Genomic DNA, 24,841 nt, shown 5'->3' on the forward strand with positions numbered 1-24,841 from the left:
TCGCTGCGTTGCGGCATGGCGGGATTTACCTTGGCGGGGAAGCCTGTCATTTTCTGAGGATGACGCAAACCATCTCCATGCCGGTATGGGCCTTTGTTCTGATCATCTTGTTCGCAGGTGTCACTTTTGCGTCGCATTTCCTGTTTCCTTCGGTGCGCTGGTTTTTCCGCAAACGCGCCGAACGGGTGATCGCGCGGGTCAACAAGAATCTGCAACGCCCGATCGAGCCGTTCAAGCTGGCGCATCGCTATGACATGATCCAGCGTTTGATCTATGACCCAGAGGTGACGCAGGCCGTCGTGGACCATGCCCGCGCCAATAATGTCCCCGAAAACGTCGCCTTTGAAAAAGCCCGCAGCTATGCGCGCGAGATCGTGCCGTCGTTTTCCGCGACCGCCTATTTCAGCATCGGGATCAGGCTGGCGCGCTGGTTATCGAAATCGCTCTACCGGATTCAGCTGGGCCGCCTCGACCGCAAGCGCATGGCCGAGATCGACCCAGAGGCGGCGGTGGTTTTCGTCATCAACCATCGCAGCAACATGGATTACATGTTGGTCACCTATCTGGCGGCCAATGCCGGTGCCTTGTCCTATGCGGTCGGCGAATGGGCGCGGGTCTGGCCGCTGTCGCCGGTGATCCGGTCGATGGGGGCCTATTTTATCCGGCGCAATTCGCGCGGCGCGCTGTATCGCAAGGTGCTGGCGCGCTATGTGCAGATGGCCACGCGCGCGGGCGTGACCCAGGCGGTATTCCCCGAAGGCGGCCTGTCGCTGGATGGCATGCTGGCTGCGCCGCGCACCGGATTGTTGAATTACATTATCGAAGATTTCGACCCCGCAAGGCGCGAGGTGATCTTTATCCCCGTCGCACTCAATTATGACCGCGTACTGGAAGACACGATCCTGATCGCGGCGCATAAGGCCGGCACGCGCCGTTTCCGCCCGCCTTTGGTGCATGTCCTGCGGCGTGTGGCGCATCATGTCTGGCAGCGGATCACGGGCCGGTTTCAGGGTTTCGGCACCGCCTCGGTCAGCTTTGGTGAACCGTTGGAGCTGTCGTCTTTTACGGTGACCGCGCAGGGGGATGTAACGCAGGCCCTGGCGCAAACCCTGATGCAGCGGATCGCGGATGTGACGCCGGTGCCTGGTGTCCCGCTTGTCGCGCGCCATTTGCTGGCCGACGCGCCGGTCACCACCGAGCAGTTGATGCACGATGTCGTCGGGTCGCTGGCGATGTTGGCCCAAAGGCAAGTCCCGCGCCCGCGCCGCGCGACCGAAGATGTTGTCACCGAGGCATTGGACCGCTTGCATTCGCGCCACCTGATCGCGCGGGACGGCGATCATTGGCGCGTGACCAAGCTTGGCGGGCCAATTCTGACCTATTACGCCAATTCCATTGCACATCATTTTGACATCACGGTCGATACTGCGCCTATTTCTGCGCCGCAGCAGACATAAAATTACAAAACGATGCGCTGTAGTGTTGCAATCTTGCGCGACGATTCGTATCAATTCTTCAGCGCCGCGTGATTCTGCACTGCGGCGCAACGGAATGATCGCGATGGAGAGTGACATGGCCCTTGATCTGACCACCGGCGAAGCGGCCTATGCCGCCGAACGCAAAGACCTGTATGCCATGGGCGAAATGCCCCCCTTGGGCCATCTGCCCGCGCAGATGCATGCCTGGGTGCTGCGCCGCGAACGGCATGGTGAACCTGAAACCGCCCTGCAATTAGAGGTCGTCGATTGCCCCAAGCCTGACAGCAACGAAGTGATCATTCTGGTGATGGCGGCGGGGGTGAATTACAACGGCGTCTGGGCCTGTCTGGGCCAGCCTGTTTCGACCTTTGATGTGCATAAGGCCCCTTACGCGATCCTTGGGTCCGATGCGGCAGGCATCGTCTGGGCGGTGGGCGACAAGGTCAAGCGCTGGAAAGTCGGTGACGAAGTCGTGGTGCATTGCAATCAGGACGACGGCGACGACGAAGATTGCAATGGCGGTGATCCGATGTATTCGCCCAGCCAGCGGATCTGGGGCTATGAAACCGCCGACGGGTCATTCGCGCAATTCACCCGCGTGCAATCGCAGCAATTGATGGCGCGTCCGCAGCACCTGACGTGGGAAGAAAGCGCCTGTTACACGCTGACGCTGGCCACCGCTTACCGCATGCTGTTTGGCCATGAACCGCATGACCTGAAACCCGGGCAGAACGTGCTGGTCTGGGGGGCGTCGGGTGGCCTTGGGTCTTATGCGATCCAGCTGATCAATACCGCAGGGGCCAATGCGATCGGTGTGATCAGCGACGAAAGCAAGCGGGATTTCGTGATGTCGCTGGGTGCCAAAGGTGTCATCAACCGCAACGATTTTTCCTGTTGGGGCCAGTTGCCTACGGTCAATACCGCCGCATACGATATCTGGCTGAAAGAGGCGCGCCGGTTCGGCAAGGCAATCTGGGACATCACCGGCAAGGGTAAGAATGTCGATATGGTGTTCGAACATCCGGGCGAGGCCACGTTCCCCGTGTCGTCGCTGGTCTGCAAGAAAGGCGGCATGGTCGTGATCTGTGCAGGCACCACGGGGTTTAACTGTACTTTTGACGTCCGCTATATGTGGATGCACCAGAAACGGTTGCAGGGCAGCCATTTCGCCCATCTCAAGCAGGCGAGTGCGGCCAACAACCTGATGGTCGAACGCCGTCTGGACCCGTGCATGTCGGAATGTTTCGGCTGGGACGAGATTCCGCTGGCCCATACCAAGATGCGCCGCAACGAACACAAGCCCGGCAATATGGCCGTGCTGGTGCAGGCCCCGGTGATGGGTCTGCGGACCTTTGCCGACACGATCGAAGCGTCACGGGAGGGGCGCTGAGATCACCCTTTGCGCGCCATCGCCACCGGGTGGTGGCGCGCAAAGGGCATGATGCGCTCCGCGCGGGAGTATTTGAAACAAAGCGATGGCAGGGTCTTTGCGCTGAAGTTTTTCTGTGCCGTGGATCAGATGGCGGTGGTGACGCGGGGCGCGCGCGGATAATGTCGCGCCATGAATGCCCCCGTGATCACCTTTTCCGACGACCAGGCCGACGCCTGGGATAATGTTGCATCCGCGCTGCGCCAGGCGGGCGTTGATCTGGACGACAGCCTGCTGCAACCGCCGCAAAGCGACACATCATCCGTGCTGGCCGTGATCGGCAAGGCGGGGTCGGGCAAGACCATGCTGCTTGCGGCCTTGTACAAGGCCTTGGCCGAGGCGGGCGTTGATGTGATTTCCGGCGATTGGGAAGGCCGCAAGCGCAAGGACCGCCGCACGCTGGCGATTCTGGCGCCGACCAACAAGGCCGCGAGCGTGTTGCGCAACCGCGGCGTGCCGGCCACGACGATCCACCGTATTCTGTATACCCCCGTCTATGACCCCGAATATGAAAAGATCGCCGAATGGCTGGCGGGCCAAGGCGAGCGGCCCGATATCGACAGTCTGACCGATGTGGCGCTGGACCGCGCATGGGCGTCTTATCAGATCAATACCTCGGTGCCTGCGGCCCTGGCGGCGGCGGGCCTGCGCGGCAGCGATTTCATCACCGGCTGGAAACGCCGCGAGGAGCCGCTGGATATCGGGTTTGTCGACGAAAGCTCTATGCTGGATGCCAAGCAGTTTGCCGATCTCAAGGAGATTTTTCCGACCCTGCTGTTGTTCGGTGATCCTGCACAATTGCCGCCCGTGCAATCCAGCGGGGGCATGGTGTTTGAAACTCTGCCCAAGGACCGGGTTCTGACGTTAAGCCGGATTCACCGGCAGGATGCCGATAACCCGATCCTTGATCTGGCCCATGCCTTGGCCGATCCGATGCTGGATTTCTACACGTTCGAGCGCATGGTGGCCGAGGCCGCCGCCCGCGACGACCGTGTCGTCATGGCCCAACGGGTCGAGGCCGATCTGATGGCCCGCTCCCCCTGTCTGGTCTGGCGCAATGCGACGCGGATCAAGCTGATCCATGCGTTCCGCGCGGCGTTCAACGCGCCGCCCGATGCGCTGTTGCCGGGCGAGCCGCTGATCTGCGACGGGATCGAATTGCCGCTGAAACACCGCAAGAAACGGCTGGATCTCGAGGCGCGCGGGTTGATCAAAGGCGCGCAGGTGATCTATCTGGGTGCGGGCAAGAAGCCCGGTTTTTCGCGGCTGCATGTGATCGGTGCCGAAGACCCGCGGATTTCCGCCGCCAGCATCGTCAAGATCGAGCTTGAGGGCGATGCAGAGCCGTTCATCCCCTTTGCAGCCAAGATGGGGGCGACCTTTCTGCATGGCGCGGCTGTCACCATCCACAAGGCGCAGGGGTCGCAATGGGACACGGTGCAGGTCTTTGCCCCCGATATCGAGGTGGCCAGCCGCATGGGCCGGATGGAGGCGGGCCAGCCTTTGTGGAAACGCCTTGCCTATGTCGCAATCACGCGGGCGGAAACGCAATTGCGTTGGGTCGTGCGCAACCGGCTGGCAAGGCCGGAATTGGCACTGGGGGTGGATGATCTGGATGTGCCGGTCTCGACCCTGGAGTTGAAAGCGGAGGAATTATGAAAACCATCATCATCACAGGGGCCAGTGCCGGGATCGGGCGGGCGACGGCGTTGCATTTTCTGGATCAAGGCTGGCGTGTCGGCCTGATCGCGCGCAGGCCCGAGGTTTTGGCCGAAATGGCGCATCCCAATGCGGTGCCTTTGCCTTGCGATGTGACTGATGAGGCAGGGGTCGATGCGGCCTTTGCCGCGTTTGGCCATCTGGATGTGCTGTTCAACAATGCGGGCATGTTCGGCCCCCAGACCACGATTGACGAAATCGCGCTGGAGGATTGGCGCGCGGTGCTGGATGTGAACCTGACGGGTATGTTTCTGTGCGCGCGCGCGGCGTTCCGCCAGATGCGCCATCAGACGCCACGGGGTGGGCGGATCATCAATAACGGGTCGATTTCCGCGCATACCCCGCGTGAAGGGTCGATCTGTTACACGACCACCAAACACGGTGTTTCGGGCCTGACCAAGACGCTGACGCTGGATGGCCGCGCGTTCGACATCGCCTGCGGGCAGATCGACATCGGCAATGCGCGCACCGAGCTGGTGCAAGGGCTGGAGGTCAAGCGCGCCGCCGACGGCCTGCCCCCCCTGCCAACGATGGCGGTGGAGGATGTGGCGCGTGCGGTGTTCCACATGGCGTCATTGCCGCCAGAGGCGAATGTGCAGACCATGATGGTGATGGCCTCCAAGATGCCGCATATCGGGCGGGGTTAACGCCGCAGCAAGGTAAAGACCGCAGAGGCGAGCCAGCCCGCGCCGATCGCAATGGCCAGGGACAGCAGGCCATAGATGAACGCCTGTTCATGCGCGAGGTTGTAAAGCCAGCGTTCCAGCCCGACCTTGTTGACCGGAATCGTGGTCATGTAAGTGTCGATCACCGTGCCATTGCGGGTCAGGTAGATGCGCACGTCATAATTGCCTTCGGTCAGGTTGGCAGGCATCGAAATCGCGCTGCGGAACAATGTGTCCTGATCCAGCGTCACAGCGCCTTGGCGCATCTGGTACAGGTCCTGATCGGTTTTGATGCGGATCAGCGCCTCGGTAAAGGCAACGCTGTCGGCGACCACGGCCCCTGCCGACCGGATCGCGCGGGGGATGGTGATGCGGTGGCGCAGGTCTTCGACTTCGCGCAGGATGTCAGTGATCGGGGCGCTGGTGGCGACCGCATAGAACGAAGGCGCGGAATTGACGAAAACCGCGTCGGTGTTGACCCAGATGCCCATCTGCTGCGCCTTGCGCCGCACGGTGACAGGCTCGCTTGGGCCTGCGATGGTGATGATGACGCCAAGCGCGCTGTCTTGTGGCGGGGGGGCCGTGCGGCTGACCGCGCCGAAGACGATGATTTCGGACCCTTCAAAGGTGACGGTGATGGCGACTTCGTCCTGGCTCAGGCCCAGCACGATTTGCTCGGCCCGCGCGGGCAGGGCCAGCAGCATCAGAATGGCAAACAGGCGGATCATGAATGTCCCCCTGCGCCGAGCGAATAAAGTTCGGATGGCATGATCAGCAGGTCGAGCGCGATCTTGCCGCAGACGATCAGCACCATGATGGCCAGCAGGATGCGCAATTGTTCCGCCTTCATCTTGACCCCGATCCGGGTGCCGACCTGCGCGCCGATCACGCCGCCGATCAGCAACAAAAGCGCCAGCAACACATCGACCGTCTGGTTGGTGGTCGCATGCAGCATCGTCGTAAAGCCCGCGACAAAGATGATCTGCAACAGCGACGTGCCGATCACCACCTTGGTTGGCATGCCAAGGATATAGATCATCGCCGGCACCATGATAAATCCGCCGCCCACCCCCATGACGGCGGCCAATATCCCCACCAGCATCCCCACCATGATTGGCGGGATGACCGAGATATACAGCCCCGACACCCGGAATTTCATCTTGAAGGGCAGGTTATGGACCCAGTTATGCTTGCGCCGCTGCGGCACGGCACTTGGCCCGCGTGACCGTCTGATCGCGCGCAGGCTTTCGACGAACATCAGCATGCCGATGGCCCCCAGAAAGACGACATAGCACAGCTGCACCAGCAGATCGACCTGACCCAGCGCGCGCAGGTAGTTGAAGATCACGATCCCGATCGCGGACCCGATCACCCCGCCGACCAGCAACACCCCGCCCATGACCGGATCGACGGTTTTGCGTTTGAAATGCGCCAACACGCCCGAAATCGACGAGGCAACGATCTGGTTGGTGCTGGTCGCCACGGCCACCGCAGGCGGGATGCCGATGAAAAACAGCAAAGGTGTGATCAGAAACCCGCCGCCGACGCCGAACATTCCTGACAACACGCCCACGATGCCGCCCAACCCGAGTAACAGGAACGCGTTCACCGAAACTTCGGCGATAGGAAGATAGATGTACATGGGCTGTTCCGGGGCTTGTGCCTCTGGCCGCACCAAAGACGTTTCGGTGCGCTGTGTCAAACGCTCTCATGCAGGAAAGGCGGCATTCGCGGCATTTGCGCCACTTGGCATCAACGCTGGTCGGGAACTGGACCTATGCCAGCCCGCGCAGATAGGCGCGCAGCACCTTTTCGAGCTTGGCCGCACCGATCGGGGCCATCGCCTTGGTATGTTCGTGGCTGATCGCCTCGTCGCTAAGCCCTGCCGCCATATTGGTGATGGTGGAAATGGCGGCAGCTTTCAGGCCAAGGAACCGCGCAAGGATCACCTCTGGCACGGTGGACATGCCCACGGCATCTGCCCCCAACATCGCAATCGCGCGGATTTCGGCGGGGGTTTCAAACGACGGGCCGGAATACCACGCATAAATCCCGTCGGCCATCTGAGTGCCGGTGCTGTCGGCGGCGGCGCGCAGCGCGCTGCGGATCGCGGGGTCATAGGCGTCTTTCATCGGGACGAACCGCGCATCGGTGGGTTCCCCGATCAGCGGGTTCAGTCCGGAAAAATTGATGTGGTCCGACAGGCACATGATCGACCCCGTGGGCATATCGGCGCGCATCGACCCTGCAGCATTGGTGGCGATCACGGCTTGCCCGCCCAAGGCGCGCAACACCTCCAACGGCAGGCGCATGACATCGGCGCGCCCCTGTTCGTAATAATGCGCACGTCCGCCGAACACCGCGACACGCACGCCTTCCAGATCGCCGATCACCAGCTTGGGATTATGACCCGACACGCCCGCATGCGGAAACCCCGGCAGATCATCGTAAGGGATCGCCACACCGTCCACCGCATCCGCGATATGACCAAGCCCTGACCCAAGGATCAGGCCCAGACGCACGGGGGCCGCGCCCGCGAGGGACTTGATCTGCTGGCTCAGGGTGTCAGCGTTCTTTGACATAGGGTTGTCCGCCTGCGCGTGGGGGGATCGCCTTGCCGACAAAACCGGCAAGGATGATCACGGTCAGAATATAAGGAAGCACATCAAGGAACTGGCCGTTGACGCGGAAACCGATCACTCCGGTGATGATGTCAGGGCGCAGCGACAAGGCTTGCAGGAAGCCGAACAGCAGGCAGGCATAAAGCGCATACCAGGGCCGCCATTTGGCAAAGATCAGCGCCGCCAGCGCGATATAGCCGCGCCCGGCGCTCATGTCCTTGACGAAACCGGCCTGCAAGGCGGTCGCCAGATAGGCACCCGCGATCCCGACCAGCACGCCGCAAATGCCGATTGCGGCAAAGCGCAGCCCGACGACAGACACACCGGCGGTATCGACTGCGGCGGGATTTTCACCCACCGCGCGCAGGCGTAGGCCAAACCTTGTGCGATACAAAATCCACCATGTCAGTGGCACCATCGCAAGTGCCAAATAGACAAGGATCGTATGGCCCGAAATCAATTCGAAATAGATCGGCCCGATCACCGGCACATCGCGGATCGCATCGGCAAAGGGCAGGGTGATCGGGTTGAACCGCCCGTCACCCGACAATTGCGGGGTGCGCCCGCCTTGGCGGAACCAACTTTGCGCGACGACAACGGTCAGCCCTGCCGCCAGAAAATTGATCGCCACCCCTGAAATCAGCTGATTGCCCCGAAAGGTGATCGACGCCACCCCGTGGATCGCCGACAGGACCAACGACGCGCCGATCCCCGCAAGCAGCCCCAGCCAGACATCGCCGGTGACGGCCGCAATTGCCGCCGACATGAATGCGGCGGCCAGCATTTTGCCTTCCAGCCCGATATCAAAGATACCGGCACGCTCTGAAAACAGGCCGGCCAGACAGGCCAGCAAAAGCGGTGTCGCCAGACGCAATGTCGCGTCCAGCATCTGCAGAAGGGTTGCAAAATCCATTTAGGCAACAGCCTCCGTCAGGAAGGGGAACAGCGCGAAAAAGCGGTCGGCAACCTCGGGGTTGCGGCGCAGGGCGGCCTCGGCCTGCGCTTGGGTGATGTCGTTCACCTGCGGTTTGTCGCGGCGCATGAAAAATTGCAGCCCCAGCATCGCGTCGAACCTTTCATCGGTGATGAACGGATCATGCGGGATACGGGCCATCACGGCTTCGTTCGGGCGGAACACATTGGCGCGGTTCTTGACCGCCAGCAGCGCCACCAGATGCGGCGGCACGGCGCCATCCGGGGTCTGCGCGATCACATGATAAATCCAGCGGTGCAATTCATCCATCGTAATCATGCCAAGCGCCAGACAGCTGAGTACAAAGCCAAGGTCAGCGCCGGTGTCATCGTCGACACCGATCTTGAAAGGGCCTGCGATCATTGTTTTGCTCTCCTCATCGCCAGGAAAAGCCGCTCCAGCGGCATGCGCACCATATTGTCCAATGCGCCCGTGAACAGGATCACCAAAGCCTGTATGACGATGATCAGTTCACGCGGAATCGAGGTCCATAGGGCAAGCTCTGCGCCGCCTTGATACAGAAAACCAAATAGCAGGGCCGCCAGCAACACCCCGAAAGGATGGCTGCGCCCCATCAATGCGACGGCGATGCCGATAAAGCCCGCCCCTTCGACGGCGTTCAGGACCAGCCGTTCAGCCTCGCCCTGCACGTTGTTGATCGCCATCATCCCGGCCAGACCGCCGGACACCAGCATGGTGACCATGATGATCTTGGTCGGGCTGATGCCCGCATATTTCGCGGCTGATTCCGAATGGCCAAAAGACCGCAATTCATATCCCAACCGGGTGCGCCAGATTAGCGCCCAGATCGCGACACAGGCCGCGACCGCCACGAAAAAGGTGACATTGGCCGGTGCGCCCCGGAAAAAGGTCGTCCCGCCGAAATTGAACATATCCTGAAACGACGGCAGATGCGTCGCGGGCGGAAAGGTGGCTGTCGCCGGTTCCATCGACCCTGGTACCTTGAGAGCGCCGATCAGCAGGTAATTCAACAAGGCGGCCGCGATAAAGTTGAACATGATCGTAGTGATGACAATATGGCTGCCGCGCTTGGCCTGCAAAAACGCAGGGATCGCGGCCCATGCCGCGCCAAAGGCCGCCGCCATCAGGCAAGCGCCGATCAGGGCCAGCGACCAATGCGGCCATGGGATATACAGACAGGCCAGCGCCACACCCAAGCCGCCCAGCACGGCCTGACCTTCGCCGCCGATGTTGAACAGCCGCGCGTGAAAGGCGACGGACACCGCAAGACCGGTAAAGATGAAATTGGTGGCGTAATACAGCGTGTAGCCCCACCCATAGGTCGACCCCAGCGCGCCATCGACCATCAGCTTGAGCGCGGCCCACGGGCTTTCACCGATGGCAAGGATCACCAGCGCCGACAGCATCGCCGCCAGCAGGATCGAGATCAGCGGGATCAGGATCACATCGGCCCATTTTGGCATGACATCCATGATCAGGTCCCCTTGACGGCGTCGCCGCCTGCATAGGCAAGGTTTTGCGCAACGGCCTGAAACGGATCGCCTGCGGGCGCGGTCGTCATGCCTGCCATCAGCAGACCGAGTTCTTTTTCATCTGTGTCCTGTGGCATCCGCTCGCCCATGATTTTGCCGTCAAACATAACGGCGATCCGGTCGGATAGCGATAAAATCTCCTCCAGCTCGACCGAAACCAGCAAGATTGCCTTGCCCTGATTCCGAAGCGCAACAATCTGCTGGTGGATAAATTCGATCGCGCCGATATCGACGCCGCGTGTCGGCTGGCCGATCAGCAACAGGTCAGGGTTGCGTTCAATTTCGCGGGCCAGCACGATTTTCTGCTGGTTGCCGCCGGAAAAGCTTTTGGCGGCCAGTCTGGGGTCGGGCGGGCGCACGTCGAAACGGGCCATTTTCTCGGCGGTGTCGCGCAGGATCGCCTGATTGTCCATGAACAGCCGTGAGCGTTGATAGCGCGCGTCATGGTGATAGCCAAAGGCGGTGTTTTCCCAAGCCTCGAAATCCATGATCAGACCTTCGCGCTGGCGGTCCTCGGGGACATGGGCGATGCCATGCGCGCGCCTGCTTTGCCCGTCGGAATGCGCGCCGGTCAGGTCGATATCCGCGCCGTTCATCCGCACGCTGCCGGTGGCGCGTTCATAGCCGCCCAGCACCTCGAGCAATTCGGACTGACCGTTGCCCGCCACCCCCGCGATACCCAATATCTCGCCTGCATGGACGTCGAAACTGACGCCTTTGACGCGGTGGACGCCTTTGTCATCTGTGACGTTCAGATCGTGGACTTCCAGTATCTTGCGCCCGATCACGGGCGGTGTCTTGTCCACGCGCAACAGCACCTTGCGGCCAACCATCAGTTCGGCAAGCTGGGCGGGGCTGGTTTCGGCGGTCTTGACGGTCGCTGTCATCTCGCCACGGCGCATCACGCTGACGGTGTCGGTGATATCCATGATTTCGCGCAGCTTATGGGTGATCAGGATGATCGTTTTGCCTTCGCGGCGCAGGTTTTCAAGGATACGGAACAAATGATCCGCCTCGGCGGGGGTCAGCACGCCGGTCGGTTCGTCCAGAATAAGAATGTCGGCCCGCCGGTAGAGCGCCTTGAGGATCTCGACACGCTGCTGCATGCCGACGCCGACATCCTCGATCACGGCATCGGGATCGACGTTGAGTTCGTATTCTTCCGCCAGCGCCTGTAACTCGCGCCGCGCGCGCGCCAGCGAGGGGCGCAACAGACCGCTGTCCTCGGCCCCCAGAATGATGTTTTCCAGCACGGTGAAGTTTTCCACCAGTTTGAAGTGCTGGAACACCATGCCGATCCCTGCGGCGATGGCGGCTTGGCTGTCGGTGATATTGATCTTTTTGCCTGCGATGAAAATCTCGCCTTTGTCGGCCTTGTAGAACCCGTAAAGGATCGACATCAGGGTCGATTTGCCGGCGCCGTTTTCACCGATGATCCCGTGGATCGTGCCGGGCATGACGCGGATGGAAATATCCTTGTTGGCCTGCACCGGGCCGAATGCCTTGGAAATACCTTTGAGCTCGATGGCGGGGGCTGGGGCGGTCATGCGGCGCTTGTCCTTGTACAAAGGGCCGCGCGGATGGATATCAGCGCGGCCCCGTTTTTATGGCCTGTCGGACGTCTTAGAACGTCAGGGCAGGGCAGCTTTCGTCGGATGAATAATCGTGAACAGCCAGCGTACCTGCCGCGATGTCGGCAGCGGCGGCATCGACGGCGGCCTGCATGTCTGCGGTCACCAGATCTGCGTTGAATTCATCCAGCGCGTAACCCACGCCGTCGTTCGCCACGCCCATGACGTTAAACCCTGTTTCCAGTGCCTCGCCTTGGGTGAATGCGTCATAAACCGCGTTATCCACGCGCTTGAGCATAGAGGTCAGAACCTGACCGGGGTGCAGATAGTTCTGGTTGGCATCGACGCCGATCGACAAGATGTCGCTGTCGGCGGCGGTCTGCAACACACCCACACCGGTGCCACCGGCCGCGGCAAAGACCACGTCGGACCCTTGGCTGATCTGTGCCAGCGTCAGTTCGGACCCTTTCACCGGATCGTTCCACGCCGCAGGTGTGGTGCCGGTCATGTTGGCGATCACGGTTGCATCGGGGTTCACGGCCAGCACGCCCTGGGCATAGCCGCAGGCGAATTTGCGGATCAGCGGGATGTCCATGCCACCGACAAAGGACACTGTCCCGGTTTCAGAGGCCATCGCAGCCATCATACCGACCAGATAGGACCCTTCATGTTCGTTGAACACGACCGACCGGACGTTGGGCGCGTCAACGACCATGTCGATGATGGTAAAGCTGGTGTCGGGATAGTCGGCAGCCACTTTTTCCAGCGGCGTGGCCCATGAAAAGCCCGCCATCACAATCGGGTTGGCACCGGATTCAGCGAAACGGCGGATCGCCTGTTCACGCTGTGCATCGGACTGGATTTCCACCTCGGCATAGGTGCCGCCGGTTTCGGTGGCCCAACGCTCTGCCCCGTTATAGGCGCTTTCGTTGAAGGATTTGTCGAACTTGCCACCCAGATCGAACAGGATGGCTGGATCGGCGGCAGCGGCACCGGCGCTCAGAGCCAGTGCTGCGGATGCGCCAAGAAGTTTATGCATAACGGTCATCGTCGTCTCCCAAGTCGTTTTTCGAAGTCTTGCCGGCTGTTCGCCTGCGCCTTCGGTTGATTGCTTAGCCGACCATTGTCGGGCCATCGCAAGATAAGGCATGGGCGGCTGACGAAGATCAACAGGTTTTTGCGCCAAATCGGGCATCTGTCAGAGGATTGATCGCCGGTCATGCACCTGACGCCGCGTTACTGGGCGACAAGTGCCTTGCGCAATACCAATGCCGCGACAGGTGCTGCATCTTTGGGCAGATAATAACCGGGCCGCCGCCCGATCTGGGCATAGCCCGCCTGCGCATAAAGCGCGCGCGCGGCGTCATTATCCTCGGCCACCTCAAGAAAGATCACGGCGGCACCCAGCGCCTGTACCGCCGTTTCCGCCTGCGCCAGCACCGCGCGGGCCAGCCCCTTGCGGCGATGTTCGGGGGCGGTGGCGATCGTCAGCACCTCGGCCTCGTCCAGCGTCACGCGCAGCAGGGCAAAGGCACGGTCGTCGCCCGTCAATATCATGCCGCGTTGGTCCAGCAGGTCGCGGAATTCTGCTGCCGACCATGCGCGCGTGCTGGAAAACGCCAGCGCGTGGATGTAGGCCAATGCCTCTGGCGTCATGGCAGGATCACGGGTGCCGCATCGCGCGCGGGTGCCGCATCGGCAGCGCGCACATAAAGCGGGGTAGGGCGCGGATGATCCCCGCCGATCCGGCTTGCCGCGATCTGCGCCATGCAGCCCACATGTGCCGCAGGGCTGTGGTCGGTCGAAAGCGCGGCAGCGCCCAAACCCCCGAAAGGCACAATGACCGCCTTGGCCATCGTGTCAAAGTCCATCAGATAGGCTTGGTCGCGCGGCGCAGGCACAGCAACCTGTGCGCGATTGGACAGCCGCTGTGTCGTGTCAAACACCGACACCCCAACCGCAGGCTTGCCCAGCCCCAAGGCCAGACCGCGCGCGGCGCTGACCGAAATGCGGATGCCGGTGAAATTGCCCGGGCCGGTGCCGACGCCGATCCCGTCCAGATCGTGCCATGTCAGCCCTTGGGCTGTCAGCATCTCTTGCAGCATCGGCATCAGATGTTCGGCTTGCCCTTTGGCCATATCGTCGATGCGGGTGATGATCCGGTCGCCCAACAGCAAAGCGGCGGCGCAATGCGCCGCCGATGTGTCGAATGCGATCAGTCTGGTGTCAGGCAGCATGATTGATGCGCGTCCGCTCAGGCCGCGACAGGCCGGACCTCGATCACCTCGGGGATATAGTGGCGCAGCAGGTTTTCGATGCCCATTTTCAGCGTCAGTGTGGATGACGGGCAACCGGCACAGGCCCCTTGCATGTGCAGATAAACAATCCCGCGGTCAAAGCCGTGGAATGTGATGTCGCCGCCATCCTGCGCCACGGCAGGGCGCACGCGCGTATCCAGCAATTCCTTGATCTGTGTGACGATGTCGCCATCTTCGCCGCTATGTTCGGCATGTCCGCTGACGGGTTTGTGGTCGGCGGCCATCACCGATTGCCCCGATTGGTAATGTTCCATGATCGCGCCCAGGATGCCGGGCTTGATATGGTCCCATTCCGCGCCATCGGCCTTGGTCACGGTGACGAAATCAATGCCAAAGAACACGCCCGAAACGCCACCAGCGGCAAAGATGCGCTGGGCCAGCGGCGAATGCTGCGCGGCCTCGGCATTGGGGAAATCGGCGGTGCCGACCTCCAGCACGTTTTGTCCGGGCAGGAATTTCAGCGTTGCGGGGTTCGGGGTCGATTCGGTCTGGATGAACATGATGCGGACCTTCTGTTTCAGGCTTTGAATATGCGCATGCAGGCGCGATCTGTCAAGGATTTGGAACGATTCTAAACTACGCTGGCGTCAGGTAATCGATTCGAGCCGTTCTTTCGACAGATCCCCCGGCACGATGGTGATCGGCACCGGCAGGCTGCCGGCCTGACGGCTGAGCTGTGTGACCAGCGGGCCGGGGCCTTTGGTATCGGTGCCAGCCCCCAGCACTAGAACGCCGATTTCGGGGTCTTCGGTGATCTGCGCAATGATCTCATCCAGCGGTTCGCCTTCGCGGATGATCAGTTCGGGATGGATATTCTGCTTGTCGCGCATCCATTTGGCGAAAACCTCGTAATGCACCTCGATCCGTTCGCGGGCCTCGGCACGCATGATTTCACCAACGCCGATCCAGTGGTTGAATTCGTCGGGCGGGATTACCGACAGGATCGTCACACCACCGCCCGACCGTGCGGCGCGCATCGCGGCGAACCGCATCGCGTTCAGACATTCGCGGCTGTCGTCCAGCACCACCAGAAACTTGCGCATGTTCATACTCCTGTTCGGGGCATAGTGCAGCAGGAACATGGCGCTGGCAACGGGTGGGCCGCATTGGCACCCGGTGCCGGGGAACACCGGGTGCCTGCGAGACCATGGTGTCACTGGGGGAGACGACACCTAGCCGGGGCGGAGCAGAGCGAATCCATGCAGCGCGCTTGCAACCTCCCACCTGCCGGATTCAGTTTTGTGACACCTTATGCGCGAAATCGACCAGCGCCCGCACGTCAAGCCTGTTGTTGGTCATCCGCAAGGCGCCGCTGGCATCGCGGGGCCAGTCGGCCTGCGGTTTGTCGGTATAAAGCTCGACCCCGTTATTGTCGGGGTCACGCAGATAGACGGCCTCGCTGACGCCGTGGTCGGCCGCTCCGTCCAGCGGAAGGCCCGCCGCCAGCACCCGTGCAACGACCGCCCCCAGCGCTGCGCGATCGGGAAAAAGGAATGCGGTGTGGTAAAGCCCCGTATGCCCGGCAGGCGGTGGCGTGGCGCCAAGGCTGTCCCAAGTGTTCAGCCCGATATGGTGGTGATAATCGCCTGCGGCGAGAAAGGCTGCACCTGTCCCGAACCGCTGTGTGATGTGAAAGCCCAGAATATCGCCATAAAAGGCAATCGCGCGGTCAAGATCGGACACGCGCAGATGCACATGGCCGATACGGGTGGTGGCAGGGGCAGACATGGGTGTGATCCTTTCAGCTATGCTGTCAGGATAAGCATGGTTCGCCCCGTCGTCATCGGGCAGCAATACAGAGCGGCTGTGCGCCTTTGCAGATCAGCCGCGCAGCAGCCCCACGATATCATAGGTCCGTTGCAGCACGGGTTGCGCGATGGCGCGGGCCTTATCGGCCCCTTGGGCCAGGATGCGGTCAATCTCGGCGGGATCGGCCATGAAACGTGCCATGTCTTGCGAAATGGGGGCCAGTTTCGCCACCGCCAGATCGGCCAGCGCGGGCTTGAAAGTGCCCCAGCCGGCACCCGGATATTGCGCGATCACGGCCTCTGGCGTGGTGTCGTCAAGGGCGGCATAGATGTCCACCAGATTGCGCGCCTCTGGGCGTGTTTTCAACCCTTCGACTGTTTCGGGCAAAGGCTCGGCGTCGGTCTTGGCCTTTTTGAACTTTTTGGCGATCGTGTCGGCATCATCGAGCATGTTGATGCGTTCCATATCGCTGTCGCCGGATTTGGACATTTTCTTGGTCCCGTCACGCAGGTTCATCACCCGCGTCGCAGGCCCGTCGATCACCGGTTCGGTCAGCGGAAAGAAATCGATGCCGTAATCGTGGTTGAATTTGGCGGCGATATCGCGCGTCAGTTCCACATGCTGTTTTTGATCCTCGCCCACTGGCACATGGGTCGCATGATAAAGCAGGATGTCCGCCGCCATCAGCGACGGATAGGCATAAAGCCCGAGCGACACCTTTTCCGCATTCGACCCAGCCTTGTCCTTGAACTGGGTCATCCGGTTCATCCAGCCCACACGCGCCACACAATTGAAGATCCAGCCCAATTCGGCATGGCCCGACACACGGCTTTGGTTGAACAGGATGGATTTCGCAGGGTCGAGGCCAGCCGCCAGATAGCCCGCCGCAACCTCGCGCGTGCCATTGGCCAGATCCTTGGGGTCCTGCCAGACGGTGATCGCATGCAGATCGACAACGCAATAGATGGTTTCCATCGTGCCTTGCATGCCGACGAACCGTTTGATCGCGCCCAGATAATTGCCCAGTTGCAGGCCGCCCGAAGGTTTGATCCCGGAAAAAACGCGCGGGGTAAAGGTCGGCTGGGTCATGGGGCAACGTCCGGGCTGGATTTCAGGGCAAGCGTCGCATACCCATGCCAGACAGGCCCGTCAACTTCAACTGCCCGAAGGTTCCCGATGTCCAACAACATGTCCGAGAAACCGATCAATGACCTTTCACCTGTCGTGATCGGCCTTGCGCTGCTGATTATTGGCGCTGAGGCCGCGTTCCAGCTGGCCAATGCCGGGCTGATCGGCGGGCCGCGTGGTCTTGGCTGGCGGATGGAGGCGGTGGGCCGGTTCGGCTTTTCGCCCGCCGTGCTGGACCGCGTGCTGGTGCAGGGCGATTGGTCGGTCGATATGCTGATGCGCTTTGTGACCTATCCCTTCGTCAATGGCGAAATCGTACAGAGCGCGTTTTGTGCCGCGCTGACGCTGGCCTTGGGCAAGTTCACGTCGGAATATTTCGGCGGGCTGAAGGTGCTGGTGATTTATCTGGCCAGCGCGATTGCGGGCGCGGTCGTCTACGGACTGCTGGTCACGGGCAATGCGCCGTTGCTTGGCGGGTTTACACCTGTGTACGGCCTGATCGGGGCTTATACCTATGTGCTTTGGCTACGGCTGGGGCAGGCGGGGGAAAACCAGCTGATGGCGTTCCGGCTGATCGGGTTTTTGCTGGCGCTGCAACTGGGGTTCGGGCTGATCTTTGGCGCGGGCCAGTCATGGATCGCGGAACTGACAGGGTTCGCGGCAGGTTTTATGCTGGCGGTGCCATTGGCACCCGGTGGCTGGGCCATGCTGCTGACGCGGGTGCGGCAGAGGTCGTAAAGGACTTTTATGCCTCCGGCGGGGATATTTATGCTCGGACGATGAGGGGCGATCAGCGTTTCATCGCGCGCCGGAACTCGGCGAGTTTGAAGGCGCCGATCAACTGTCCCGTGCCGAAATAGGTGGTGATGCCTGCCATGATCAGGGCCAGCAGCGCCAGATAGCGCCATGTCGGGATGTCGAAATAGGGTGCCATCACGGCGGACAGTGCGGCCAGCACCAGCGCCATCACAGCCGAGGCCGCGATGATCCGCGGCAGCCGCGATTTGAACCTTGCGTCGAAATTGGCCGCATCCCCCATGTCGCGGCTGCCGCGCCAGAGCAGCCAGACCATCGCCCAGCCGGTCAGGCTGGTGCCCCATGCCGCGGCGATAAAGCCGATCAGGGGCGACAGACCCACGGCAAGGGCGGCATTCAGCACCAGCGCGACGAGCGCGTAATAGAATGGCCGTTTGGTGTCTTCGCGTGCAAAGAACAAAGGTTGCAGCGTCTTTTGCATGACAAAAGCGGGCAGCCCCAGCCCATAGACCGCGACCGCCAATGCGGTGGCGCTGGTGTCAGCGGCGTCGAACGCACCCCGTTCGAACAACACGCCGACCAAAGGCAGGGCTATGACCACCAGTGCCACGGCGGCGGGGATCGTCAGCGCGAGAGAGACTTCGCAGGCGCGGTTGAACGCATCTTTGCTGCCCGCCAGATCCTGCGCGCGCAACCGCCGTGACAGATCGGGCAACAGCACCACGCCGATCGCGATGCCGACGACCCCCAAGGGCAGTTGATACAGCCGGTCGGCATAGGAAAGCCACGCCACCGCACCGTCGAAATAGCTGGCCACCTGACGGCCCACCAGCAGGTTGATCTGCACCACGCCGCCCGCCAATGCGGCCGGTGCGGCGATGAGCGCCAGCCGTTTCAGCGCCGGTGTCCAGCGGGGTTTGCCGATCCGCAGGGCAAAGCCCGCGCGTTTCGCCGCCCACCAGACCATCGCCAATTGCCCGATCCCCGCCAATGGCACCGCAGAGGCGAGCCATAGGCCCATCCGTTCGGGATTGGCGACCGCGGGGCCTGTGCTCGTGGCTGCCGCGATCAGCAAGGCCACGACAAAGCCCGCGTTCAGGATTACCGGTGCGGCGGCGGCGGCGGTGAACCGGCCTGTCGCATTCAGCACGCCCGACAAAAGGGCCGTCAGCGAGATGAACAGGATATAAGGAAAGGCGATCCGCCCGTAATAAACGGCCAGATCGAACCTTTCGGTCCCGATAAACCCGCTGGCCATCGCCGCAACAAGCGCGGGCATCGCCACGATCCCGATCACGGTGAAAACCGACAAGATCACCGACATTGCAAGATAGGCATCCTGTGCAAATTGATGCGCGCCGTCGTCGGCTTCGAGCTTTTTGGCGAACATCGGCACGAAGGCCATGTTGAACGCGCCTTCGGCAAAGAACCGGCGGAACAGGTTGGGCAGCGAGAAGGCGACCAGAAACGCCTCGGCCACTGGCCCCGTGCCCAGATAGGCCGCGATAAAGATGTCGCGCACAAAACCCGCCACCCGGCTGAGCAGGGTCCACAGCCCCACCGTGAAAAAGCCCGCCATCAGGCGCACCTGTTTCATGGCCTTGCCCGCCGCGCAAAACTCACGATATGGCCCGTTGTGCGCCTTGCGCGATGGCCTCGCGCAATTTGCGTTCAAGGCTTTGGCGCTTGGCCTCCGAATAATATTTCAGCCCGACCATGTCCTTGACGTAGAACGTATCGACCACCTGTTCGCCATAGGTCGCGATCACGGCAGAGGCGATATAGACATGCGCATTGGCCAAGGTGCGCGTCAGATCATACAAAAGGCCGGGGCGGTCGCGGGTGTCCACCTCGATGATCGTATAGATTTCGGACCCGTCATTATCAAAGGTGATCTTTGTATCGACGCGGAAGGCGCGTTCGCGTTTCTTGATCTTGTCCTTGTCTTTGAGCGCCTCGCGCGCGACCACCTCGCCGCGCAGGGTGCGCACGATCATCTGGCGCAGGCGTTGCAGGCGGCTTTCCTCGTAAGGATTGCCGTCGCCGTCCTGCACCCAGAACACCGCAGTGGCATAGCCGTCCTTGGACGTATAGGTGCGCGCATCCACGATATTGGCCCCCACCAGCGCCAGCGCGCCGGTCATCCGGCTGAACAGGCCCGGGTGGTCCACCATGGCAAAACAGGCGCGGGTCGCGTCGCGGTCGGCATCCAGCATCAGGTCGATGCAGACCTGATCATCGTCGATGTCGCGCAACAGATTGGCAAAGATCACCTGCGCGGCATTGGGCAGGCCCTGCCAATAGGGGCCGTAATGGCGCCCAACCTCGGTTTTCAGCGCCTTGGCGTCCCAATCCGACAGCGCAGCGCGCAGGGCGCGTTTTGCCTCGGCCTCGCGGCTTTCGCGGTTGAGATCCTCCAGCCCGGTTTCCAGCGCGGCGCGCGTGGCCTTGTAAAGGTTGCGGATCAGCACCGCTTTCCAATTGTTCCATGTGCCGGGGCCAACGCCGCGGATGTCGCAGACCGTCAGCACGCTCAAAAGGTCCAGCCGTTCCACCGATTTGACCGCATTGGCAAAGCCGCGCACGGTGCGCGGTTCGGCAATGTCGCGTTTCTGGGCAACATCCGACATCAGCAGGTGATAGCGGATCAGCCATTCGACAGTGTCGCTTTCTTTCTTGCTCAGCCCCAGACGCGGGCAAAGTTTGCGCGCGATCTGTGCGCCAAGGATGGCGTGATCTTCGGGGCGGCCCTTGCCGATATCATGCAGCAGCAGCGCCACATACAGCACCTTGCGGCTGATCCCGTGCTTGAGAATGCCCGACACCACCGGCAATTCCTCGATCAATTCACCGCGTTCGATCTGGGCAAGGTTGCTGATGCATTGGATCGTGTGTTCATCGACGGTGTAATGGTGATACATGTTGAATTGCATCATCGCCACGATCGGCGCGAATTCGGGGATGAAGGCCCCCAGCATCCCCAGTTCGTTCATCCGCCGCAGGCCCCGTTCGGGGTTGCCGTGCTTGAGCAGGATATCAAGGAAAATCCGGCTCGCCTCGCGGTCTTGACGCATGGCGTCATCGACCAGATGCAGATGCGATGCGATCAGGCGCATGGCGTCGGGATGCAGCAGGGTGCCAGTGCGCAGGGCTTCTTCAAAGATGCGCAGCATGTTCAGCTTGTCGGCAAAGAACGCAGGTTCGTCAGCGATGGTCAGCCGGTTCTGTTTGATCGCATAGGGCGGTTTGGCCGCCTTGCGGCGGGTCAGAAACCGCACCAGCATTGGTTCGGGCTTGGTATGGGTCGCCTCGAGCGCGGTCAGGAAAATGCGGGTCAATTCGCCGACGCGCGTGGCCTCGCGGAAATAGGCCTGCATGAAATGTTCGACCGCCCGCCTGCCGCCGTGATCGGTATAGCCCATGGCGGATGCCACCTCGACCTGCATGTCAAAGGTCAGCTGGTCCACCGCGCGGCCCGCGATCAGGTGCAGATGGCAGCGCACGGCCCACAGAAAATCCTCGGCCTTCACGAAGGCTTCGAATTCGTCTTGGGTAAAGACCCGCAGACCCACAAGCTCGGCTGCATGTTTGACGCCATTGACGTATTTGCTCATCCAGAACATGGATTGCAGGTCGCGCAGCCCGCCCTTGCCCTCTTTCACATTGGGTTCGACCATATAGCGCTGGCCACCCTGTTTACGGTGCCGTTCGGCGCGTTCGGCCAGTTTCGCTTCGATGAAATCGCTGGCGGTATTGCGGAAAAGATCCTGCCACAGCCGCTGACCCAGCGATTGCGCCAGCGCCGCATCGCCCGCCAGATAGCGGTATTCGACCAAGGCGGTGCGGATCGTGTAATCCTCGCGCGCAAGACGCAGGCAATCCTTGATGGTCCGGCTGGCGTGACCGATTTTCAGTTTCAGGTCCCACAGCATGTACAGCATGGATTCGATCACGCTTTCGGCCCAGGGGGTGATCTTGTAGGGGGTCAGAAACAGCAGATCGACATCCGAATAAGGGGCCATTTCGCCGCGCCCGTAACCGCCGACAGCGATCAGCGCCAGCTTTTCCGCCTCGGTCGGGTTCGGGGCCGGATGCAGGCGTTGGGTCGCCACATCCAGCACGATGGTCACGATCTGGTCGGTCAGCCAGCAATAGGCGCGCGTCGTCGGGCGCGATGCAAAAGGCTGCATCGCAAAGGCCGTGCTGATCTCGGCAAGGCCCGCCTGACGGGCCTCGGTCAGGATGCGCACCGCGATGGCGCGCACCTCCTTTTCCGATGCGACACCGGCGGTTTCGGCGGCGATCCGTGCGGATACGGCGGCCGTGTCAAAAATGACAGCGGCCGGACAGATCAACCCGTCCGGTGCTTCGACATGGCGGGTGCGGACGGGTTCAGAACCCGGCTGTGCCAAAGTTTCTAGGGGCTTGTTCAAGGATCATGACCTGATTTTGTTGGATGGTGGCAACGGCCAACCCGCGTTCGTTTTGCCCGTTGGGCAGCAGACGGAAAACCCCTGATGTGCCGCGAAAGCCCTCTGGCGTGGTCAGCGCATTGTGTGTCAGCGCGCCGTCACCCGTGGCGATCAACGCCCCCACAGCGGCGATCCCGTCATAGGCCAGCCCCGCCAGCGGATGTGGCTGCGATCCATAGGTCGCGGCATAGCGGTCCTGAAACAGGGTCGCGGGGCCGTGGTCGGGCATGGCGAACAGACCGCCCTGCACACCGGGCAGCGCCAAAAGCTGCGGCACGGCATCCCAGCGGGTCAGCCCGATCAGGCGGGTCTGGGTGGGGTCAAGCCCGGCCTCTGGTAGGCCGGTGGCGATGATCGGCAGATCGGCATTGGCCCCCGCAGTGGTAAAGATCGCCTGCGCGCCGGTCGCCTGCGCCGTGTCGACCAGCTGGCGCGTCGCGGAAAAGATGCCGGCCTGCGACAGCGGATAGGCTTCGGCCGCGACCAGCAGCGATCCGTTCTGACGCACGGCGCTGGCGATGGCATCGCGGCCCATCTCGCCGCCGATGTCCTGGCCATGCGCGATCATGAACCGGTCCACGCCTTGCCCGCTTGCATATTGGACCAGCCTGCGCGCGGTATCGTCAAAAGTCTGCCCCAGGATAAAGACATTGCCACCCGCGATGCTGGTGTTGTTGGAAAAGGCCAGCACGTTGACATTGCTGTTGGCCACGGCAACGCCCACGGCATTGGCGGCCTCGCCGAACAATGGCCCAAGGATGATCTGGGCACCGTCATCCACCGCCATCCGCGCGACAACAGCCGCCTGCGTGGCATCGGACGCCGTGTTATAGACCCGCAAATCGATCATCGGCCCGTTCAGATCGGCAATTGCCATGCGCGCCGCGTTTTCAAAGTTCTGCGCAAGGAAAGCATTGCTCCCCTCGCCCGATCCGCCGGGCACCAGCAGCGCGACCTGCACAGCGCGCATGGAACTGACCATCGGTCCAAGATTGGTACCGGTCTGCAACGGCGCATCACAGGCCGCCAGCCATGCCAGAGACAAAAAGGCAAAAAGACGTGTGACCGGCTTGCAGCCCTGACGAAAAGCGGCGAACATGGTGTTATTCCTTCTGATTGTTGGACAAGCTGGCAGGTCCACTAGACCGCGCGTTCCGTGCGGTGTTCGTAACACATCATAAAGCAGGGGCGACAAGGGTCCAGCCATGAATCATCTGACCAAGCCACTCTCTGCCGGTCTTTATTTCGTCGCGACCCCGATCGGGTCGGCGCGCGATATCACGCTGCGCGCGCTGGATGTCCTGGCCTCTGCCGATCTGATCGCCGCCGAGGATACCCGCACCGCACGCAAGTTGATGGAAATCCACGGTGTGCCGCTGAACGGGCGCAAGGTTGTGGCCTTTCATGACCATAGCGGCGAAGGCGCGGTTGACCGGTTGGTCGCGGATATGGCTGCAGGCAAATCCGTGGCCTATGTCTCCGAAGCTGGTACGCCGCTGGTCGCCGATCCGGGCTATGAGCTGGGGCGCGCCGCGATTGCGGCCGGGGTGCCGGTGACGACGGCGCCGGGTGCTTCGGCGGTGCTGGCGGCGCTGACGGTGTCGGGGCTGCCCACCGACAGGTTTGCCTTTATCGGGTTCTTGCCCGCCGCGCGCCAGCAACGCGAAACCGACATCGCAGCACTGCGCGATGTGCCGTTTACGCTGGTATTTTATGAAAGCCCCAAACGCGTTGGGGAAATGTTAGCAAGTTTGCGCGATACATTGGGCGGTGAAAGGCAAGCGGTGGTGTGCCGCGAACTCACCAAACGATTCGAGGAAACCACACGCGGTACGCTGGACGAGGTGGCAACGTATTATGCTGACCGCAACATTAAGGGCGAATTGGTCGTGCTGGTGGGGCGGGCCGGGGCCACGGATGTGGCTGATGGCGATGTGACCGAAGCATTGAAAGAAGCGATGAAAACCATGCGTGTGAAAGATGCGGCCACTGTTGTTGCCGGTGCGCTGGGCTTGCCGCGGCGGCAGGTTTACCAGATCGCCTTGGGGCTGGGGGACGGGGCATGACAGGTCTGGTCAGCTATCACGCCGGTCTTGCCGCCGAAGATATCGTCGCGCGCAATTATGCCGCACGCGCCCATCAGGTCGCGGCCCGGCGCTGGCGCGGCAAATCCGGTGAAATCGATCTGGTCCTGCGCGATGGGGAAACGGTGGTTTTCGTCGAGGTCAAGAAAAGCGCCAGTTTCGCCCAGGCAGCACAACGCCTTGGACGGCGGCAGATGGACCGGCTTTGCACAAGTGCGGCGGAATTTCTGGCGGGTGAACCACGGGGCCAATTGACCGATATGCGCTTTGATCTTGCGCTGGTTGACCGGCTTGGTGCTGTCAATGTGATCGAAAACGCCTTTATGGAGGCGTGAACACGCCATTGCGCCGGACGGCGCGCTGC

At 61.7% G+C, this 24,841-nt stretch carries 24 protein-coding genes; 7 read left to right on the top strand and 17 right to left on the bottom strand.

All coding sequences use genetic code 11. The features are described from left to right. The first annotated feature begins 59 nt into the window (after positions 1–59). From SKA53_RS14185 to SKA53_RS14200, 4 genes are all read left to right on the top strand, one after another. Positions 60–1,457 (top strand): 1-acyl-sn-glycerol-3-phosphate acyltransferase, encoded by a 1,398-nt coding sequence (locus SKA53_RS14185; RefSeq protein ID WP_007206864.1) that lies wholly within the window; start codon positions 60–62, stop codon positions 1,455–1,457. Between the two features lie 115 nt (positions 1,458–1,572). Next, positions 1,573–2,868: a crotonyl-CoA carboxylase/reductase gene (gene ccrA / locus SKA53_RS14190; protein ID WP_040483012.1), complete on the top strand. Its 1,296-nt coding sequence runs from the start codon at positions 1,573–1,575 to the stop codon at positions 2,866–2,868. Positions 2,869–3,039: 171 nt separating this feature from the next. Next, entirely contained in the window at positions 3,040–4,566 is a 1,527-nt protein-coding gene (locus SKA53_RS14195; protein WP_007206867.1) for an ATP-dependent DNA helicase, read from the top strand. After that, complete coding sequence (locus tag SKA53_RS14200; protein ID WP_007206868.1) at positions 4,563–5,273, top strand: SDR family oxidoreductase; 711 nt, start codon at positions 4,563–4,565, stop codon at positions 5,271–5,273. Before SKA53_RS14195 ends, SKA53_RS14200 begins: the two co-directional genes overlap by 4 nt. Here SKA53_RS14200 and SKA53_RS14205 read toward each other — a convergent pair. The 14 genes from SKA53_RS14205 to trpS all read right to left on the bottom strand — a co-directional run bounded on the left by SKA53_RS14205 (position 5,270) and on the right by trpS (position 17,126). Then, the gene (locus SKA53_RS14205) at positions 5,270–6,019 is read right to left on the bottom strand and encodes a TIGR02186 family protein (protein WP_007206869.1); all 750 of its coding nucleotides are present in this window, start codon (positions 6,017–6,019) and stop codon (positions 5,270–5,272) included. The genes SKA53_RS14200 and SKA53_RS14205 overlap by 4 nt on opposite strands. Beyond that, positions 6,016–6,933, bottom strand: a complete 918-nt coding sequence (locus tag SKA53_RS14210) for a sulfite exporter TauE/SafE family protein (protein WP_007206870.1) — start codon at positions 6,931–6,933, stop codon at positions 6,016–6,018. Before SKA53_RS14210 ends, SKA53_RS14205 begins: the two co-directional genes overlap by 4 nt. 133 nt (positions 6,934–7,066) lie before the next feature. Beyond that, positions 7,067–7,873: a purine-nucleoside phosphorylase gene (locus tag SKA53_RS14215; protein ID WP_007206871.1), complete on the bottom strand. Its 807-nt coding sequence runs from the start codon at positions 7,871–7,873 to the stop codon at positions 7,067–7,069. Continuing rightward, entirely contained in the window at positions 7,857–8,825 is a 969-nt protein-coding gene (locus SKA53_RS14220) for an ABC transporter permease (RefSeq protein ID WP_007206872.1), read from the bottom strand. Before SKA53_RS14220 ends, SKA53_RS14215 begins: the two co-directional genes overlap by 17 nt. Next, positions 8,826–9,248 (bottom strand): hypothetical protein, encoded by a 423-nt coding sequence (locus tag SKA53_RS14225; protein WP_007206873.1) that lies wholly within the window; start codon positions 9,246–9,248, stop codon positions 8,826–8,828. It lies immediately after the preceding gene. Further along, positions 9,245–10,339 carry an ABC transporter permease gene (locus SKA53_RS14230; protein WP_007206874.1) on the bottom strand — a complete coding sequence of 365 codons (1,095 nt, stop codon included), beginning with the start codon at positions 10,337–10,339 and terminating at the stop codon, positions 9,245–9,247. Before SKA53_RS14230 ends, SKA53_RS14225 begins: the two co-directional genes overlap by 4 nt. A gap of 2 nt (positions 10,340–10,341) precedes the next feature. After that, the gene (locus tag SKA53_RS14235; RefSeq protein WP_007206875.1) at positions 10,342–11,946 is read right to left on the bottom strand and encodes an ABC transporter ATP-binding protein; all 1,605 of its coding nucleotides are present in this window, start codon (positions 11,944–11,946) and stop codon (positions 10,342–10,344) included. Between the two features lie 76 nt (positions 11,947–12,022). Then, entirely contained in the window at positions 12,023–13,018 is a 996-nt protein-coding gene (locus SKA53_RS14240; RefSeq protein WP_040483013.1) for a BMP family lipoprotein, read from the bottom strand. Between the two features lie 188 nt (positions 13,019–13,206). Beyond that, positions 13,207–13,626 (bottom strand): GNAT family N-acetyltransferase, encoded by a 420-nt coding sequence (locus SKA53_RS14245; RefSeq protein ID WP_007206877.1) that lies wholly within the window; start codon positions 13,624–13,626, stop codon positions 13,207–13,209. After that, positions 13,623–14,207 carry a tRNA (adenosine(37)-N6)-threonylcarbamoyltransferase complex dimerization subunit type 1 TsaB gene (gene tsaB, locus SKA53_RS14250; protein ID WP_007206878.1) on the bottom strand — a complete coding sequence of 195 codons (585 nt, stop codon included), beginning with the start codon at positions 14,205–14,207 and terminating at the stop codon, positions 13,623–13,625. Before tsaB ends, SKA53_RS14245 begins: the two co-directional genes overlap by 4 nt. Before the next feature lie 17 nt (positions 14,208–14,224). Next, entirely contained in the window at positions 14,225–14,788 is a 564-nt protein-coding gene (locus SKA53_RS14255; protein WP_007206879.1) for a NifU family protein, read from the bottom strand. A gap of 87 nt (positions 14,789–14,875) precedes the next feature. Beyond that, entirely contained in the window at positions 14,876–15,331 is a 456-nt protein-coding gene (locus tag SKA53_RS14260) for a universal stress protein (protein ID WP_040483330.1), read from the bottom strand. A 190-nt stretch (positions 15,332–15,521) separates the two neighbouring features. Beyond that, positions 15,522–16,016: a VOC family protein gene (locus SKA53_RS14265; protein WP_040483331.1), complete on the bottom strand. Its 495-nt coding sequence runs from the start codon at positions 16,014–16,016 to the stop codon at positions 15,522–15,524. A gap of 93 nt (positions 16,017–16,109) precedes the next feature. Next, the gene (gene trpS / locus SKA53_RS14270; RefSeq protein ID WP_007206882.1) at positions 16,110–17,126 is read right to left on the bottom strand and encodes a tryptophan--tRNA ligase; all 1,017 of its coding nucleotides are present in this window, start codon (positions 17,124–17,126) and stop codon (positions 16,110–16,112) included. Between the two features lie 87 nt (positions 17,127–17,213). Here trpS and SKA53_RS14275 point away from each other — a divergent pair, with 87 nt between their 5' ends. After that, positions 17,214–17,903: a rhomboid family intramembrane serine protease gene (locus SKA53_RS14275; RefSeq protein ID WP_007206883.1), complete on the top strand. Its 690-nt coding sequence runs from the start codon at positions 17,214–17,216 to the stop codon at positions 17,901–17,903. 52 nt (positions 17,904–17,955) lie between these two features. Here SKA53_RS14275 and murJ read toward each other — a convergent pair whose 3' ends face one another. Genes murJ through SKA53_RS14290 form a run of 3 tightly spaced genes read right to left on the bottom strand, consistent with a single transcriptional unit; the run spans position 17,956 to position 23,492 of the window. Then, entirely contained in the window at positions 17,956–19,518 is a 1,563-nt protein-coding gene (murJ, locus tag SKA53_RS14280) for a murein biosynthesis integral membrane protein MurJ (RefSeq protein WP_007206884.1), read from the bottom strand. Positions 19,519–19,540: 22 nt separating this feature from the next. Then, positions 19,541–22,333 carry a [protein-PII] uridylyltransferase gene (locus SKA53_RS14285; protein WP_007206885.1) on the bottom strand — a complete coding sequence of 931 codons (2,793 nt, stop codon included), beginning with the start codon at positions 22,331–22,333 and terminating at the stop codon, positions 19,541–19,543. Further along, the gene (locus tag SKA53_RS14290) at positions 22,314–23,492 is read right to left on the bottom strand and encodes a penicillin-binding protein activator (protein WP_007206886.1); all 1,179 of its coding nucleotides are present in this window, start codon (positions 23,490–23,492) and stop codon (positions 22,314–22,316) included. Before SKA53_RS14290 ends, SKA53_RS14285 begins: the two co-directional genes overlap by 20 nt. A gap of 106 nt (positions 23,493–23,598) precedes the next feature. Here SKA53_RS14290 and rsmI point away from each other — a divergent pair, with 106 nt between their 5' ends. After that, positions 23,599–24,459: a 16S rRNA (cytidine(1402)-2'-O)-methyltransferase gene (gene rsmI / locus SKA53_RS14295; RefSeq protein ID WP_007206887.1), complete on the top strand. Its 861-nt coding sequence runs from the start codon at positions 23,599–23,601 to the stop codon at positions 24,457–24,459. Next, positions 24,456–24,812, top strand: coding sequence for a YraN family protein (locus SKA53_RS14300; RefSeq protein ID WP_007206888.1), 357 nt, complete (start codon positions 24,456–24,458; stop codon positions 24,810–24,812). Before rsmI ends, SKA53_RS14300 begins: the two co-directional genes overlap by 4 nt. The last annotated feature ends 29 nt before the right edge of the window (positions 24,813–24,841 follow it).

Source organism: Yoonia vestfoldensis SKA53, from assembly GCF_000152785.1.
GTDB lineage: Bacteria > Pseudomonadota > Alphaproteobacteria > Rhodobacterales > Rhodobacteraceae > Yoonia > Yoonia vestfoldensis_A.